This is a genomic window from Dorea sp. BIOML-A1 (genome assembly GCF_009875615.1).
GTDB lineage: Bacteria > Bacillota > Clostridia > Lachnospirales > Lachnospiraceae > Dorea_A > Dorea_A amylophila.
The window spans coordinates 1-17,048 of record NZ_WWSA01000001.1; the positions used below are offsets into that span (position 1 = coordinate 1).

Annotated in this window: 17 protein-coding genes and 1 pseudogene; 1 reads left to right on the forward strand and 17 read right to left on the reverse strand. The window is 41.4% G+C overall.

The genetic code is table 11. The features are described from left to right. Window positions 1-66: 66 nt before the first annotated feature. From thiD to GT508_RS00060, 13 genes and pseudogenes are all read right to left on the reverse strand, one after another. Window positions 67-870: a bifunctional hydroxymethylpyrimidine kinase/phosphomethylpyrimidine kinase gene (thiD, locus tag GT508_RS14985; RefSeq protein WP_243144037.1), complete on the reverse strand. Its 804-nt coding sequence runs from the start codon at window positions 868-870 to the stop codon at window positions 67-69. 90 nt (window positions 871-960) lie between these two features. Beyond that, a pseudogene (locus GT508_RS14990) lies at window positions 961-1,500 on the reverse strand (HAD family hydrolase); the annotation flags it as partial. Next, entirely contained in the window at window positions 1,497-2,132 is a 636-nt protein-coding gene (gene thiE, locus GT508_RS00010; RefSeq protein WP_055284315.1) for a thiamine phosphate synthase, read from the reverse strand. The pseudogene GT508_RS14990 and the gene thiE, both read right to left, overlap by 4 nt. A gap of 52 nt (window positions 2,133-2,184) precedes the next feature. Continuing rightward, entirely contained in the window at window positions 2,185-3,006 is an 822-nt protein-coding gene (gene thiM / locus GT508_RS00015) for a hydroxyethylthiazole kinase (protein ID WP_161143293.1), read from the reverse strand. Between the two features lie 42 nt (window positions 3,007-3,048). Beyond that, the gene (greA, locus tag GT508_RS00020; protein ID WP_055284286.1) at window positions 3,049-3,552 is read right to left on the reverse strand and encodes a transcription elongation factor GreA; all 504 of its coding nucleotides are present in this window, start codon (window positions 3,550-3,552) and stop codon (window positions 3,049-3,051) included. Window positions 3,553-3,614: 62 nt separating this feature from the next. Then, entirely contained in the window at window positions 3,615-4,400 is a 786-nt protein-coding gene (locus GT508_RS00025) for a Cof-type HAD-IIB family hydrolase (RefSeq protein WP_226851768.1), read from the reverse strand. Between the two features lie 127 nt (window positions 4,401-4,527). Then, on the reverse strand, window positions 4,528-5,673 hold the full coding sequence (gene fucO, locus GT508_RS00030; protein WP_117597018.1) for a lactaldehyde reductase: 1,146 nt from the start codon (window positions 5,671-5,673) through the stop codon (window positions 4,528-4,530). A 274-nt stretch (window positions 5,674-5,947) separates the two neighbouring features. Further along, window positions 5,948-6,487, reverse strand: coding sequence for a TetR/AcrR family transcriptional regulator C-terminal domain-containing protein (locus GT508_RS00035; protein ID WP_055284316.1), 540 nt, complete (start codon window positions 6,485-6,487; stop codon window positions 5,948-5,950). 57 nt (window positions 6,488-6,544) lie between these two features. After that, window positions 6,545-8,101, reverse strand: coding sequence for an ABC-F family ATP-binding cassette domain-containing protein (locus GT508_RS00040; RefSeq protein WP_006427804.1), 1,557 nt, complete (start codon window positions 8,099-8,101; stop codon window positions 6,545-6,547). Between the two features lie 144 nt (window positions 8,102-8,245). Further along, entirely contained in the window at window positions 8,246-8,749 is a 504-nt protein-coding gene (locus tag GT508_RS00045) for a GNAT family N-acetyltransferase (RefSeq protein WP_022416368.1), read from the reverse strand. A gap of 160 nt (window positions 8,750-8,909) precedes the next feature. After that, complete coding sequence (locus tag GT508_RS00050) at window positions 8,910-10,358, reverse strand: serine hydrolase domain-containing protein (RefSeq protein WP_161143294.1); 1,449 nt, start codon at window positions 10,356-10,358, stop codon at window positions 8,910-8,912. A 1-nt stretch (window position 10,359) separates the two neighbouring features. Continuing rightward, window positions 10,360-11,739 (reverse strand): APC family permease, encoded by a 1,380-nt coding sequence (locus GT508_RS00055; protein WP_161143295.1) that lies wholly within the window; start codon window positions 11,737-11,739, stop codon window positions 10,360-10,362. 166 nt (window positions 11,740-11,905) lie between these two features. Continuing rightward, window positions 11,906-12,547 carry a GntR family transcriptional regulator gene (locus GT508_RS00060; RefSeq protein WP_022416371.1) on the reverse strand — a complete coding sequence of 214 codons (642 nt, stop codon included), beginning with the start codon at window positions 12,545-12,547 and terminating at the stop codon, window positions 11,906-11,908. Window positions 12,548-12,720: 173 nt separating this feature from the next. Here GT508_RS00060 and GT508_RS00065 point away from each other — a divergent pair, with 173 nt between their 5' ends. Continuing rightward, entirely contained in the window at window positions 12,721-13,053 is a 333-nt protein-coding gene (locus GT508_RS00065) for a hypothetical protein (protein ID WP_006427799.1), read from the forward strand. A gap of 139 nt (window positions 13,054-13,192) precedes the next feature. Here GT508_RS00065 and rpsI read toward each other — a convergent pair whose 3' ends face one another. From rpsI to GT508_RS00085, 4 genes are all read right to left on the reverse strand, one after another. Then, a complete protein-coding gene (gene rpsI / locus GT508_RS00070) occupies window positions 13,193-13,585 on the reverse strand; it encodes a 30S ribosomal protein S9 (RefSeq protein ID WP_006427798.1) in 393 nt (130 codons plus the stop codon). A 25-nt stretch (window positions 13,586-13,610) separates the two neighbouring features. After that, window positions 13,611-14,039, reverse strand: coding sequence for a 50S ribosomal protein L13 (gene rplM / locus GT508_RS00075; protein WP_028087194.1), 429 nt, complete (start codon window positions 14,037-14,039; stop codon window positions 13,611-13,613). Window positions 14,040-14,218: 179 nt separating this feature from the next. Continuing rightward, window positions 14,219-15,526, reverse strand: coding sequence for an alpha-amylase family glycosyl hydrolase (locus GT508_RS00080; protein ID WP_161143296.1), 1,308 nt, complete (start codon window positions 15,524-15,526; stop codon window positions 14,219-14,221). Window positions 15,527-15,683: 157 nt separating this feature from the next. Then, window positions 15,684-17,042, reverse strand: coding sequence for an MATE family efflux transporter (locus GT508_RS00085; RefSeq protein WP_161143297.1), 1,359 nt, complete (start codon window positions 17,040-17,042; stop codon window positions 15,684-15,686). Between the last annotated feature and the right edge of the window lie 6 nt (window positions 17,043-17,048).

Consider the following 17,048-nt stretch of genomic DNA (forward strand, 5'->3'; position numbering starts at 1 on the left):
GACGGAACCTGAACAGGAACGGCTTCCTACTTTTTATGCAGGTCCGGGTCGTCGTGCCTTTCTGAATTAAATCCCAAATCTCCCTCTTATCTCAAACCCATGATCCATCGGTCCGCTTCCTTTCCCCAGATCCAGCATGGCGGCAAGTGCACCGCTGATATACTCTTTCGCACGATGAATGGATTCTTCCAGGGAGTATCCTTTTGCAAGATTGGAGGCGATTGCGCTGGATAAAGTACAGCCTGTTCCATGGGTATTCGGATTATTGATTCTTTTTCCGCGGAACCATGTCGCTTTGCCATTCTGGTATAAGAGATCATTGGCATCGTTCAGACTGTGTCCGCCTTTGCACAAAACTGCACAATGATAGATTTCATTAATCTTCTTTGCTGCTTCCACCATATCTTTTTCTGACCGAATCTCCATCTCTGCAAGAACTTCTGCTTCCGGGATATTCGGCGTGATCACGGATGCCATCGGTAACAACTGTGTTTTTAAAGTCTCAATCGCATTTTCACTGATCAATCGGGATCCGCTTGTTGCCACCATAACCGGATCAACTACAATATTTTCTGTATGGTATTCTTTTAGTTTCTTTGATATTGTTTTTATTAACTTTTCAGATGATACCATACCAATCTTTACTGCATCCGGACGGATATCAGTGATGACCGCATCTAACTGATTTTCCAGGAATTCCGGAGATACTTCCATGATCCCGGTAACACCTGTCGTATTCTGTGCAGTCAATGCTGTGATCGCACTCATTGCATAGACTCCGTTTGCCTGCATGGTCTTAATGTCTGCCTGAATTCCCGCACCTCCGCTTGAATCGCTTCCGGCAATTGTAAGTGCTGTCTTTTTTTTCATCAGTTCCCTCCATTCTCTGCAATAGCAGTCTGCTTCTCTCTGAATCTCTTCCTGATCATCCTTACTTGCTTCATCATAGATTCCTATAACCTGGAATCCTGCCTTTTTTGCAGTGCGGACTGCATGGATAACATCCTCGAATACCAACGTCTCTTCCGGTCTGCTTCCAAGATATTCCGCTGCCTGCAGATAAATATCCGGCTTCGTCTTTCCTGCACCTGCTTCTTCACAGGTGAAGATCCGATCAAAATACTTTGCAATTTCCAGACGTTCAAACGCCATCTCTATTTCTTTCTTATTATTGGAAGATGCAATCGTCATTGGAATATTACTGTTACGAAGCTTCTCCAGAAGTTCTACCGCTCCGCTCTTCAGCGGTGCCGTTTCTTTATAATAATCGCTGATAATATCCAAAACGTTCTGTTCAATTTCATCTGTTTCCTGTGACAGATGATAATGCTCTTTTACATATTGCGCACCTTCCTGAATACTCATTGTAAATAATATAGTTCCCAGATCCGGTTCTGCCTCTACGCCGATGCTGTTCAGATAACGCACCCCTACATCTTTCCATATCCCCATGGAATCCAGCAAAGTTCCGTCTACATCGAATATCGCTCCCTTTATCATGCTTCCACCATTTCCTCTGTTAATTTTTTCAGTTTCTTCGTTGCGTTTTTTATATCTTTTTCTGCAAATATTGCACTGATCACTGCGATTCCGCAGATTCCGGTTCCAGAAAGCTCCGATACATTTTCTTTACTGATTCCTCCGATAGCAATCACAGGAATATCTACTGCTTCAGTAATTGCTTTCAATGTCTCATGACTTATATCAGCTGCATCTGCTTTTGAATCTGTATGAAAGACTGCTCCGACCCCAAGGTAATCTGCCCCTCTTTCCTGTGCGAGCAATGCCTGTCTGACCGTTTGTGCAGATACACCAATGATCTTGTCCGGTCCAAGTTTTGCTCTTACATCTCCGGCTTCCATATCACTCTGTCCGACATGTACTCCGTCAGCATCTATCTCCAATGCAATATCAACATTGTCATTGATCACAAATGGCACATGATATCTGTCGCAGAGTTCCTTAATTTTTTTTGCTTCTTCGAGGAAATGTGCTTCATCCAGTTCTTTTTCTCTCAGCTGCACAAATGTTGTACCACCTTCCAGCGTCTTCTCAACCTGACTGTATAACGTCTCACCATTTAACCAGTGACGGTCCGTCACGGCATACAGGAGTAAATCTTCTTTCTGCATCTTTTTGCATGTATGTCCTTCCGGCTTTTTTATCTGATCATTCTCAATATTTCTATCTGATCTCATATTTTGCTCCTTTCTCCAATGTTTCTTTATCCATATTGTAGATTGCATCAATAATACGGTTACGGTAAGTGGCATTACCATCACCTTTCTGCATATATCCCCATCCAATCTCTCCTGCCAGTCCCATCGTGCAGACAGCTGCCGCTGCCGCCTCCAGCTTCTGCTCCGGATTCGCTGCCAGGAATGCTGTCATCATTCCGGACAACTGACATCCCGTTCCGGTAATCTTTCCCATCTCCGGTCGTCCGTTGCGGATTATATAACAGCTGGCACCATCACTTACCAGATCAATTGCACCTGTAATCGCAACAATACATCCCGCTTTTTTCGCAAATGCTTTCGCAAATGCAATACCTTCTTCCAGATTCTCCTCTGTTACGGCATCTGCTACATCTGCATCCACCCCTTTTGTTGTTCCGCTTCCCTGTGCCAGTGTTTTTACTTCTGAGATATTTCCGCGTATAACATCGAATCGGACTTTCTCCATCAGTTCTACGGCGGTATTCGTCCGCAGTCCACTTGCGCCTGCTCCGACCGGATCTAATAACGTCACATGTCCCAATTCATTGGCACACGCTCCGGCTGCAAGCATTCCTTCAATCGTTCTTTTGTTCAAAGTACCAATGTTGATGTTCAGACCTTGACAGATAGATGTAATCTCCTTTACATCTTCTGGTTCATCTGACATAATCGGACTTCCGCCACAGGCTAACAATACATTTGCAACGTCATTTACCGTTACATAATTGGTAATATTATGTACCAGCGGCACACTCTTTCTTACATTTTCAATACAGTTTTCTAACATTATTCTTTCTCCTGTTATCCATATATTTCCGATTTCTTCTATTTAATATTTACGCAATGTATCGTGGCTGTCATCTGTTGTATTGTCAATATTTTTTATCACAACATAATACCCGTCATTTCCGTTTGTCCTGACAAGCACACGGTCTCCGACTTTATGTCCCTGTATTGCTTTTCCGAGCGGCGATTCGATACTGATCAGTCCCTGAAGAGAATTTCCGCGGATACTGGTCACGAGACGATATGTCTCTGTCTCGTCATCGTCTTCGAAGTATACTTCCACTGTATTATTAATTCCAACTTCATCTACCTTAGATGTATCAGACACAATCTTCGCATTCTTAAGCATTCGTTCCAGATAGCGGATACGGCTTTCGTTACGGTTCTTATCCTGTTTTGCTGCCTTATATTCAAAGTTCTCGCTTAAATCACCCTGTGCTCTTGCCTCTTTTACTGCTTCCAGTTCTTTCTTACGAACAACAATCTTACGGTATTCTATTTCTTCTTTAATTTTCTTAACATCGCTTTCAGTTAACTGTTCACCCATGAAAATGCACTTCCCTTCTTATCTTTGTATATTATAATACTCTGGTCTGTACGCTGCAAATTCTAAATCAACCCATAATGCTCCATTGCTTTATAAAGCCCGTCATTCTCTACCGTATCCGTGATATACTCGGCATACGGCTCCAGAACCGGATCATGATGCCCCATGATCACCCCGTGTCCTGCAGCTTTGATCATATCAAAATCATTGCTGCTGTCTCCGAAGGCATATATCTCATCATCCTGCAGAGCCAATTCTTTCTTTATGTACGCAATTGCAGTTGCCTTAGAATATTCTTTCTGTACACATTCATACACTCCACCCAGACGGTCGATATGTTTGAAAACATCTTCTGTTTCTTTAAAAAACCTTTCTTCGTCTGCAATTTTATCTATATAAATCAGTATCTTATCAAAATCATAACCTGTATCTTCCATTGACTGCTCTCTCCCAAGTCCCAGACCAGCCATATATCTTCTACTGCTTTCCACCGACTCCAGCCTTGAGATACGGTTGGAGTAATAGATATCCTCTGTTCCTTCCAGAAAGCCTTCTACCTTGCAGTCTTTCATAGACTTTATAATCCTGCGTCCTCTTTCATATGGGATAGAATGATGAAATACTACCCGTTCCTCATATACCAAATGTGTTCCACATCCACATAAAAAACCATCGAACGGAATTCTTTTTATCATAGGCGGTACGCTGCATATGGTGCGCCCGGTATTGATAAATGTCTTATGTCCGTTCTCCTGTGCTTTGCGTAATGCCACAAGTGCACTTTCCGGTATCTCATGCGTAATCTCACTTAAAATTGTTCCATCAATATCAAAAAACAATGCTGACATAACTTCCTCCATTTTTATACGAAAAAACTGACATCGTTTATTATAATTAAACGTGCCAGTCTTTTCAATAGATATAGCAATTTCATTTTATAATCTGTACGCAGGAACCCATTCCCGTATCATGATCTTACATTAATTTTCTGAACAGATCTTTCAGATCCTCTACACTGGCATCTTTCGGATTACCAGGTGCGCATGCATCTGCGTGAGCAGATTCTGCAAGGAACGAAAGGTCTTCTTCTTTCAAAGCTTCCAGTTTTGTAGGAATTCCTACGTCTACAGATAATTTACGTACCGCATCTACTGCTGCTTTTCTGTATTCTTCTACAGACATATCATCTACGCCTTCAACGCCCATCGCTTTTGCGATTTCTTTATATTTTTCTCCCGTGCATTCCGCGTTGTATTCCATAACGATTGGAAGCATCATTGCACATGCAACACCATGTGGTGTGTCATAGACAGCTCCAAGTGTATGTGCCATAGAATGTGCAATTCCAAGCCCTACATTAGAGAATCCCATTCCTGCGATATACTGTCCAAGAGCCATTCCCTCGCGTCCTTCTTTTTCATTTGCAACTGCGCTTCTTAAAGATTTTGAAATAAGTTCAATCGCTTTCAAGTGGAACATATCTGTCATTTCCCATGCTGCCTTTGTTGTATATCCTTCAATTGCATGTGTCAGGGCATCCATACCTGTCGAAGCAGTCAGTCCCTTTGGCATAGAAGACATCATCTCCGGATCTACGACTGCGATAACAGGCATGTCGTGCGGATCTACACAGACGAATTTTCTCTTCTTCTCGACATCAGTAATAACATAGTTGATCGTTACCTCTGCTGCTGTTCCTGCTGTTGTAGGCACTGCAATAATCGGAACACATGGATTTTTTGTCGGTGCTGTTCCTTCCAGACTTCTTACATCCTCGAATTCCGGATTTGCTATGATAATACCGATTGCTTTGGATGTATCCATAGAAGATCCACCGCCGATTGCGATGATATAATCAGCTGCGGCTTTTTTAAAGGCCTCAACTCCATGCTGTACATTCTGGATCGTCGGGTTTGGTTTGATATCAGAATATAATTCATATTCCAATCCTGCATCCTCAAGTACTTTTGTAACTTTCGTTGTTACATTGAATTTGATCAGATCCGGGTCTGAACATACCAAAGCTTTTTTCAATCCTCTTATTTTAACTTCTGCTGCAATCTCATTGATTGCTCCTGCTCCGTGAAATGATGTCTGGTTTAAATTAATTCTGTTTGCCATGATAACTGACACTCCTTCTATACATAATCTTTATTTGTGATGCGAAACATTTTCTTTTCCTCTTTTGTTTCGTATCTTGTTTCTTTATGTCTTAATTTTAACAATCATTTTCTTTGGATGTAAGTTACAAAGTATATATTTTGTAACATTTGCACGTTACACTTTTGTATTTTTGTAACTTTATATCTTTTATGCACAATATTTCCAAATGTATTGTGTTATTCAAATGACATTTCGCAGATACATATTTTGACATCAAAAAAAGAACTCCATCTTACAGGAGTTCTAATTTCTTAAATAATGTTTCCAGTTCTGCCGGCATCGCTTTTACCAGATTTTCTGCCATTTTTTCCGGACGTTTCTTCATATCCCCCAGTACCCACTGGGTTGTCATATACACCGAGCCCTGACAATACATCTCCAACTGGAAATGCAGATTCTCAGGAATTGGCTGTTTTGTTTTTGCCTGAATCTGATTCTCATAAAACCTCAGAATCAGCTGAAAATCATGATCTCTCAGACAATTCTGATCATCATTACGGAACGCTGCTTTGAAAAATAATTTCTCTTCCTCTATATAGTGGAACTTATTGACCAGTCCTTCATAAGCTGTCTTACCCTCTCCCATGTGCTGGAACGATTCTAACAGGATCCGGTCAAAATACCAGTTAATGAGATCGTATTTATCCTGGAAATTTCGGTAAAATGTCTGCCGCGTTGTTCCACATTCTGCCACAATTTCTTTTACTGTAATCTTTTCTACCGGCATCTTCTTCATACAGTTTTTCATGGCTTCCGCCAGACGATATTTCATCTTATCGTGTTTTATTCCTTCCACTTACATCATCCCCAGTTTATTTTTTCTGACTCTCTAGAATACTTTCGTCGTCCATTTGCTCATGTCCCAGACTTCATTTACCACATCCTGATAGAATTCCGGTTCGTGACAGATCAAAAGGATGCTCCCTCTGTATTCCTGCAAGGCTTTTTTCAGCGAATCCTTTGCATCCACATCCAGGTGGTTGGTCGGCTCATCCAGGAGTAAGATATTTGTATCCCGGTTGATCAGTTTACACAATCTGACTTTCGCCTGCTCTCCACCACTTAATACTCTGACCTGACTTTCGATATGTTTTGTTGTCAGTCCGCATTTTGCCAGTGCCGAACGTACTTCATACTGTGTAAACGACGGAAATTCCTGCCAGATCTCATCGATACAGGTAGTCTTGTTCTCGCCTTTGACTTCCTGTTCAAAGTAGCCGATCTCCAGATTCTCTCCCAGTTCACAACTTCCGGATAAGGATGGAATCAATCCTAAAATGCTTTTTAATAATGTAGTCTTTCCGATTCCGTTCGTTCCAACCAGTGCTATCTTCTGTCCACGCTCCATACTGAAATTTAATGGTTTTGATAACGGCTCATCATATCCCGTTACCAGATCATGTGTCTCAAATAACATCTTTCCAGGTGTACGGCCATAACGGAAATGAAATTCCGGCTTCGGTTTCTCTGCCGCCAGTTCGATCACATCCATCTTGTCCAGCTTCTTCTGTCTGGACATCGCCATATTTCTGGTAGATACACGTGCCTTATTACGTGCCACGAAATCTTTCAGCTCACTGATCTCCTGCTGCTGTCTTCTGTAAGCAGCTTCCAGCTGCGCTTTCTTCACAGCATAGACTTCCTGGAAGTGATCATAATCTCCCACATAACGGTTCAGTTCCTGATTCTCCATATGATAGATGATATTGACCACTTCGTTTAAGAATGGAATATCATGCGAGATCAGAATAAATGCATTCTCATAATCCAGAAGATAGCGCTTCAACCATGCGATATGTTCCTCATCCAGGTAGTTGGTCGGCTCATCCAGAAGCAGGATATCCGGCTTTTCCAATAACAGTTTTGCAAGAAGGACTTTCGTTCTCTGTCCCCCGCTTAAGTCTGTAACATCACGGTCCAGACCCAGATCCAGAAGTCCGAGTGCTCTTGCCACTTCCTCTACCTTTGCATCGATCGTATAGAAATCGTGCAGCGTAAGCTCATCCTGAATGGTTCCAAGTTCGTCCATCAGACGGTTCATCTCTTCTTCATCTGCCGTTCCAAGCAGATCACAGATTTCATTCATACGCTGTTCTTTCTGAAGCAGCGGATCGAATGCAGATTTTAACACGTCACGGATGGTCATTCCCTTTTCGAGGACCGCATGCTGATCCAGATATCCTGCATGTACATTCTTGGACCATTCTACTTTTCCTTCATCCGGCACAAGCTTTCCGGTCACAATATTCATAAAGGTAGATTTTCCCTCTCCGTTGGCTCCTACAAGACCGATGTGTTCTCCCTTTAAAAGTCGAAAAGAAACATCTGAGAATATGGCTCTGTCCCCGAAACCATGTGTCAGATGTTCAACATTTAATATACTCATAAATTTCTCCCTGATTATTCACTTTTTTAATTTGAAAAGATGCCAGCAAACTCTCTGCTGACATCTACATTATAACGTTTCAACCAGAACCTTGCAATCATAATATATTCCGGTTTGATTCGTACATTCTGTATTACATCTGCATTATATCGCTTTACAGAAAATACTCCTCTTCATCCCGCCATACTTTTCCTTCGTCATCACCTGTTCATACTGTAATTTCAGGAATGTATTCACACTTGCCACATTGTCCGGATGTGCCGTTCCAAGCAGATAATGATATCCCTGTTCTTTCAGAATCTGTTCTGACTCTTCCATCATCTTTCTCTGCAACCCCTGTCCGCGGTATTCTTTTCTTACCATGGCAATCTCCATATGTGCCGACTGCTTTCGCTGTTCTTCATCAAATTTCAGATCGTATCCGAGATTCTCATCCCCAAGATTCTTTGCCCGTGCGATAAAGACACCTGCCAGTCTGCCATCACACATTGCCTTTAATCCAAAGCCACCGGTCATCATATAGCTTGTTACTTCCTCATCGCTATCCAGACTGAACCATTCCTTATTCGGAAGTTCACTATAGATTTCATGGATCATTCGAAGAATATCCGGTATATCCTGCTCTGTTACAACTGCTATCTCATTCATATATCTTCTCCGTTCATTTTTGCTGTTTACAGTATCATACTGTAAATATGTTCATCTGTAAATAGATGAACTTTTATCGAATATGCAATGCAAAAAACCCCGTGGGACAGCTTCTTCTGCCTCACGGGGTTCTCCTTTTTCCACTAACCGTTCATTCTATCTACAAAATGCATGACGGTTCAAATGTTCCGGTAAACTTCCATGTCATATCTTCTTCTGCCGGAAGATACGTTACATTCGGTCTCCATGTTCCAACTACTACATTTTCCGAATTCACCCACAGACAATATTCTTCTCTGTATGATGTATTCAGAAGTCCCACAGAAAGATACAATGCATCTTCATCAAACGCATAAGATACCGCATGATATCTCTTCGTAAAATCATTCGGATACATATCATTACATTTCCAGTCCTTATATCCTGCAAAAAGAATCTTCTTTTCTCCTGCCACAGTAAGTTCCAGTTTTAATTCCTCTCCAACCGTTGAAATCACTGCCGACTCAATTTGTCTTGGATTCTCTGTAAACGCAATTCTTTTATTTAATAGTTTCTTTGTTGCTTCATTTGTGTCTTTTTTGTCACCTTCCGGCTTCGGAAGTGTCAGATGTACCAGTTTCTCTTCCAGTTTTTCCTGTGCCTCTTCCAGATTTTCTTTTTCACACGGGATCTGAACTGCTTCTTTTATGTATTTCAGACAGATATCTGCTGCCAGATATTCCGATGCCCCTGCCGTGATTCCGATTGCAACCGGATAATCACGAAAACAGATCAGATACTGTCCAAATGCTCCTTCTGCCGCAAAAATCTCTTTTCCGGCCTTGATATGATAAGCATAATGCGTCAGTGCTTTCTTCTCATCTTCCGGAATCACAACGCGCATCTTTCCTATCTCTTCGGTCCACCATGCCGGTATCAGCTGCTCTCCATTCCATTCACCTTTTTGAAGCAGAAGCTGTGCCAGTGCAGAGATCTTTCCTGCAGTCAGGTACATTCCCCATCCACCGGTGTTGTGTCCTTCCGGACTGGTCAGCCAGTTGATCTCACCAAATCCCATCTTGTCAAATACACGCTCCTGCATCAGTGCCAGACAGTTTTTTCCCATAACCTTTGTGACAATTCTTGAAAGTGTATAACTACATCCGGAATCATAATGGAATGCTTTTCCGATATCTTCTCTTATCTTCGGCTGTTTTAACCAGTTTGTCTCCCAGTCTCTTGTAAGCTTCGAAAACCATACATTATTGCAGCATTCTTTGGAACCTGCCTGCATGGTAAGCAGATGATAGATCGTCAGATCTTCCAGTGCCGGATCGTATTCTTCCGGAAGTTCATCTCTTACATAATCAAGCAGTTTATCTTCCAGATGAATCTTCCCCTCATCGAGTGCAAATCCCAGACAAATACTTGTTCCGATTTTTGAAAGTGAATGCATCATCTGCGGCTTCTCCAGTGAGAACGGCTCCCATGCACCCTCTAAGATAACTTTTCCATCAAACCGTACTGAGATACTGTGGATTTCCACTGTCTGTTCCAGTTCCGTTAACATCTCTGTCAATTTCTCCGGATTCAGTCCCAATTCACCTGGTTTTACATAAGTTGCCGCCATCTTACTTTTCCTCCTTTTTTACAGATGGATCCCAGAGTGAAGTCTCGATACGGATACCACCTTTCTTTGTCAAATAGATTCCGATCAGTATCAGTGCAAGCATAACAATAACCGCTGCTACTGCATAAGATACTTTAATACTGAAAATACCCTTTACAAAGATAACTGTATAAATGATGATACTTACAGTACAGAATGTATATAATGCCCCATTTGAAAAATGGAATTTATTCTTTACCCATGCTTCCGGATATCTTTTTGGAAGTCTTGAAATTGCATATACAACAGTCACATTCATGAAGAATGTAATTACCTGGAAAATGTTTGTGATTGTTACAATGCTCATATCCGAAACGATTGGGATCAGAACAACGATCAGTGTGTATGTATAAATCAGATACGGTGCTCCAAAACGATTCTCTTTTAAAATAAACTTTGGAAGCCATCCGTCTTTTGCAGCCTGTGCAAGAGGATATCTGACATCATTGAATACACCGTTCAGTGTAGTAATGATCGCCATGATTGGTCCGCCGATCATGAAAATCTTATATACTGCACCAGGAAGGATTGCCTGCGCTGCCGGTAAGATTGTCGGTGCTCCTGCAACTTCATCATGCGGAAGCACACCGCCTGTTACCATGGCAAGCCCCACATAGATGAACAGAAGACATGGCACACATGCCATACTTGCAAACGGTACATCCTTTGTCGCTTTCTTTGCATCTTTTCCGTACCAGAGGATATTGTAATATCCATTTGCTGAGTTGATCAGAAGTAATGCAGCAAGCATGAATCCTTTAAAGCCTCCGGTAAACATCTTATCCCCAGAGAACTGGAAGATCGGCTGCTTGATCTGTGTCAGTCCAAAGATAACATAAAGTACCATTGTGATCAGCAGGATCGTTGATAAGATCTTACTAACCTTTGCAAAAATATCCATTCCCAGAAGATTTAATACAAATAAGATGCAGATTCCCACAACAGCAATTGCTTTTACTGTAATTCCCGGAAGAAGATTATTTACATACAAGCCTAATGCCAGTGCAAAAGAGCTGTTCAGGATTGGAGTTACAAGCTTCGTATACGCTACCAGTCCTCCTGCACTTACACCGGATAAATTCGTTACAATCGAGTAAGGTCCTCCTGCCACTCTCATAGTTCCCCCAAGGATAATATACGGAAATACCATAAAAAATCCCATAACGATAGCTGTCAGATATGCCAGCCATACGGAATATCCTGTCATTGCCATCGCCGGTCCGATCAATGTTACCATTCCTGATCCAATTACCATTCCTACCGCAATAGCAAAGAGATCTCCTCGCTCCAATATACCAGGCTTTGGTTCCGGAGTGTTCACGATTAAGTTCTTGTTACTCATTTTTCTCTCTCCTTTGTTTTTACTCTTATCATTTATTTTTTATTATTTATAAATGATAATGTATCCATAATCAAATCATAATTAAAAACGCCAGACTTGTCAATCATTAATCACAAGTTCGACGTTTTACATAATTTTTACCTATTCTTTTTGTGCACTATTACTTCTAAAACTCCGATAATACATCTTCTAAGCTTCGTTCTATATGCTGGTGCATCCTTCTCCATGCCTCCATCGTATCATATTTTTTCATACTTTCAATGATATCTTCATGTTCTTTTATTGACTTTTTTGCATATTCTGCTTCTGTCATCTTAACTCCAAGAGATAATCCGCTCCAGAGTTCAGAAAGCATTTTCTTCAATTTTTCATTACCGGCTGCTGTCCAAATCTCCATATGCAGAGACTGATTGAGCTTCGAATAATTCTCATAATCTTCTTTTTTAATCATCTCTTTTGAGACCGTCAGAACCTGTTCAATCCGGCTCATATCGATGTGATTCCTGCAACACAGCGCACATGCTTCACTTTCCAGTGCTGCCCGGATCTGAAAATGTTCTCTGAGTGTTGTCTCATTGATTCCCAATACCGTTGCACCTTTATTCTGCTTCAGATCGATCAGCCCGTCTCTTTCCAGAATCTGAAAGGCTTCTCTGACCGGTGTGATCGATACGCCAAGTTCCTGAGCCGTATTCTCCAGTGTCAGGACTTCTCCCTCTGTGATCTGTCTTGAAATAATCGCCTTTCTAAGTGCTGCCGCTACTCGTTCCCTTGCTGGCAGCATTTTTATTGGTTTTAAACCAAGCATTTTTATTCTCCTTATCAAAGTTTTTCCATGTACTTATATTTTATATTGTATACATTATTATCTATAATGTAAACCCTTTTCTTTAATAAGTCTTCCTCTGATTTTTACTTATATTCTCGCGTTCTTTCTCTTTTTATGTTATAATTTTCTTAAAAACTTAAGGAGGTTTTACTATGAGCCATATTTCCTATGCCTTTAATCATTCTGACATAGAAGCAACCGCTTATGCTCTTACCGTTCTGCCTCGTCTTGGACTTGCAGAATCAGAAGCCCAGGCAGAAATTAATTATCAACTCTGTTGTTCTGCGGCGAAAAAATTGATTAATCACGCCACAGATATTACACCCGACGAATTTCGTACCATTATTGCAGCACTCCAGGCTGCCAAACTCATCATTCTTGGTGATATCGAAGTCGATGCAAAAACATGCAGCGAATGCAAGAGTTATTTCTTTACGATCAACAAATTATTATCCACCTTTGAAAAGCAATTATTGCAGGAATAAGATCAACTGAACTACAGATAAAGCTGCCGATGGCAGCTTTATCTGTATGCTTTGCTATGCAAAGAAAAACCCCGGAAACATTGCATTTCCGGGGCTGCTGTGTACTTCTTTTTTGTATATCTCGAATGATTCGTATAAATTATCTCTTTGAGAACTGTGGTGCTCTACGAGCTGCTTTGAGACCGTATTTCTTACGTTCTTTCATACGTGGATCACGTGTAAGGAATCCAGCTTTCTTAAGAACTGGTCTGTAATCAGCATCAGCCTCAAGAAGTGCTCTTGCAACACCGTGACGGATTGCTCCAGCCTGTCCTGTGTATCCACCACCCTTAACATTAACGATTACATCGAATTTTCCTTCTGTGTCTGTTGCAGCTAATGGCTGGCGAACAACAACCTTTAATGTCTCAAGTCCGAAATACTCATCGATATCTCTTTTATTGATAGTAATTTTACCTGTTCCTGGTACTAAATATACTCTAGCAACAGATTTTTTTCTTCTACCTGTTCCGTAAAATTTTGCAGTAGCCATTGTAAAATCCTCCTTTTAACCTTTCTTAGAATTTCAGTTCAACCGGTTTCTGAGCCTGCTGAGCGTGCTCTGGTCCAGCATATACGTGAAGTTTCTTGATCATAGATCTTCCTAAAGGTCCCTTTGGAAGCATTCCTTTAACAGCAAGTTCGATAACTTTCTCTGGTTTCTTAGCCATCATCTCTGCTAATGTAGTCTCTTTCATTCCACCTACATATTCAGAGTGATTGTAATAAATCTTCTGATTCAGTTTCTTACCTGTTACATTAATCTTTTCTGCATTAACAACGATTACATAATCGCCTGTATCAACGTGTGGTGTAAACTCCGGTTTGTTCTTTCCTCTTAAAACCTTAGCAACTTCTGATGCTAAACGTCCTAATGTATATTCCGAAGCGTCAACTACATACCATTTTCTTTCAATCTTATCTGGATTAGCCATATAAGTTTTCATTGTGGTTTACCTCCTGTGAATCATTAACATTTTCATGATAATATATCAGAATCAGCAAGATTCCGGGGCTTTGGCCTCTTACTGTTTCTCCTTTTGTCATACTTGCTTATTATATTATACTGTACCGTGTGTGTCAACTATTTTTTCATATGTTTTCACATGTTTTTCTTAAAATCTTGCTAAAATTTCAAATACTGCACACTGTATGGTTTCAGTTCAAGTGAACCATTCATTGTGACTTTTTGCGCTGTCACAAGGTCTGTTGCCGTTCCATTCAATTCTCCTGCATTTGCGGTATATGCATAATCAGCAGCATTAATTGCAACAATCACTCTTTCTTTCTCCGAGCACCGTTCAAATAAGAGCTGGTGATTCTGGATCACCACATTCTTATAAGCACCGTTACAAAGCGCATCACTTCCCTGACGTACACGGATCAGTTTCTTAATAAACTCCGTCAGTTCATTCGGCTTCGGCTCTTCAAAACAAGGACGAAGCGCATAATCATTATCCGGTGCTTTCTCGCCCGGCTCTGCCCATTCACTTCCATAATACAGACACGGAATTCCCGGCATCCCCATGAGCAGTCCGTATGCCAGCGGAATATGCTTTTTATTGGTCAGGATACTTGCCAGTCTGGTAACATCATGATTATCCACGAATGTCATCAGATGCTTTCCTCTGTAAATACACCACTGGTCGCTTCCGAACTGACGATGCAGGGAATGTGCAATCTCGAACATATTCATGCAATTAAAGCTGGAATATAATCCCTTGTAACACTCATAGTTCGTACAACTGTGAAGCATCTCATCATTGACAATGATATTATAATCTCCGAATAATACTTCACCAATCAGCGCAAAGTCCGGTTTTAATTCCTGTGTATAAGAGCGGAGCCGTCTCATAAAATTATGATCCAGACTGTACGCTACATCCAGACGCAGACCATCGATATCAAATTCATCGATCCAGTATTTTACACATTCCATCAGGTAATCAACGACTGCCGGATTCTGAAGATTTAATTTGACCAGTTCAAAATGACCTTCCCATCCTTCATACCAGAAACCGTCATCGTAACAGCTGTTTCCGTCAAAACTGATATGGAACCAGTCCTTGTATGGGGAATCCCATTTCTTCTCCTGCACATCCTTAAATGCCCAGAAGCCTCGTCCGACATGATTGAATACACCGTCCAGCACAATCTTTACATTATGTTTATGCAGATCTTCACAGACCTCTTTAAAATCTTCATTTGTACCGAGTCTGCAGTCGATCTTCTTAAAATCTCTTGTATCATATCCATGATTGTCCGATTCAAAGATCGGATTTAACAGAATTGAATCTACTCCTAATGTCTGAAGATACTCAGACCAGTCCATAAGTTTGCGGATACGAGGAACACACACACCGTCATTGTGCACCGGTGCCCCACAGAATCCGATCGGATAAATCTGATAAAAAATACTATTGTAAGCCCACATTACTCATCCATCCTTTCTGTGTCTGCCATAAACTATGCTCCGGCAGATCACTCACTGTTCTATTATACCACATTTCGTTCTTTAAAGACACAAAAGACACTGCCACTGGCAGTGCCTCTTGCATACTTCCCTATCTGAAAGACCTGCCGCTGGCAGGTTATTTCCTGTTATATATAATTTTCTCTCCCCGCATGAATATGTAGAACCATACAAACAGCAGCACACCTTTCAGAATACTCGAAATCGTAATACTCCACCAGATCCCGTTCAGCGCAAGTGTTGTATGAACCAGTATCAGCGCAAGCGGAATCCTGAGCGTCGTAAATACAATACTGATCACAGATGGCGGCACGGTCTTTCCATACCCCGAAAATGCACCTGCCGTCGTAATCTCAAGACTCATAAAAAGCTGCGATACACCAAGGATCCGAAGATAATCCACTCCAAGCGGAATTACATCTTTTTCTGTAATAAAAATCTGGAATACCGGAGCCGGACAGCATATTAATAATAGCGTACAGAAAATCCCCCATACAAATACTACTTTTAATGCGCTGACATATCCCTGATAGATCCGTCTCTTCTTACCTGCACCATGGTTCTGCGATGTAAATGAATTCACCGCTGCTGCAAAACCATCCGCTGTCATCCACGAAATTGATTCTATCTGTGAACCAACTTTCTGGACAGCCACCGCCGCATCTCCATATCCCGCGACCAGACGTGCAATGATCATCGATATTCCGGTAAACAGCATACTCTGAACAGACGTTGGAAAACCGATTCTGACAATTCCTTTCAGATGATGCAGATCCGGCTTCTTCAGATATCTTACATATTGAAAAAGTACGGTATCCTTCATCGCAAATATAAAAAACATAACTGTAACGATCATCTGCGCGATTACCGTAGCAATTGCTGCACCTGTCACTCGAAGAACCGGAAATGGTCCGATTCCAAAAATCAGAACCGGATCCAGGATGATATTAACAACCAGTCCGGTCGTTGTTGCCAGAAATACCGGCCTGCTGTTACCGATTGCCGTAAATAATCCGGTATACGTCTGATTTAAAAAGGAAAACAAGACAAGACCGCAAGTAATTTCAAGATAATATATGGCATCCCGGATCACCTGTGCCTGATTCAGATGGAAAAAATGAATCAGTGGTTTTGCCCCTAATATACAGACAAGTCCATAAATAATCCCCAAAGTCAACGTAAGCTGTAACGCGTTGGATGCATATTCTGCGGCCTCTTCACTATTAGATGCCCCAAGTGCATGTCCGACATTAACCTGCCCTCCCATTTTTGCAAGCGCGGCAAGTCCGTTGGAAAGCCACATATACATTCCTGCTGCCCCAACAGACGCTACCGCCGAACTTCCGATACGGCCGATCCAGATCATGTCGGTCATATTGTACGCCATCTGGATCAATGACGTCGCCATGATCGGGACAGCCAGTCTGGTAAGAGATGATAATACAGGTCCGTTTACCAAATCAATTTTCTTTTGCATGATTGG